This is a genomic window from Shewanella sp. 4t3-1-2LB (genome assembly GCF_017368415.1).
GTDB classification, from domain to species: domain Bacteria; phylum Pseudomonadota; class Gammaproteobacteria; order Enterobacterales; family Shewanellaceae; genus Shewanella; species Shewanella fodinae.
The window spans coordinates 1-218 of sequence record NZ_JAFNJD010000200.1 but is presented as its reverse complement, the minus strand read 5'-3'; the positions used below and the strand labels follow the sequence as shown (position 1 = coordinate 218).

Sequence of the window (218 nt, the reverse complement as noted above, 5' to 3'; positions counted from 1 at the left end):
CATTATACAAAAGGTACGCAGTCACGGTCTCAAGGACCGCTCCCACTGCTTGTACGTATACGGTTTCAGGTTCTATTTCACTCCCCTCACTGGGGTTCTTTTCGCCTTTCCCTCACGGTACTGGTTCACTATCGGTCAGTCAGGAGTATTTAGCCTTGGAGGATGGTCCCCCCATCTTCAGACAACATACCACGTGTGTCGCCTTACTCGTTTTCATC

The 218-nt window shown here is 50.0% G+C and carries 1 rRNA gene; it reads right to left on the bottom strand.

The features are described from left to right. Positions 1-218, bottom strand: a 23S ribosomal RNA gene (locus J3L11_RS19760); the annotation flags it as partial.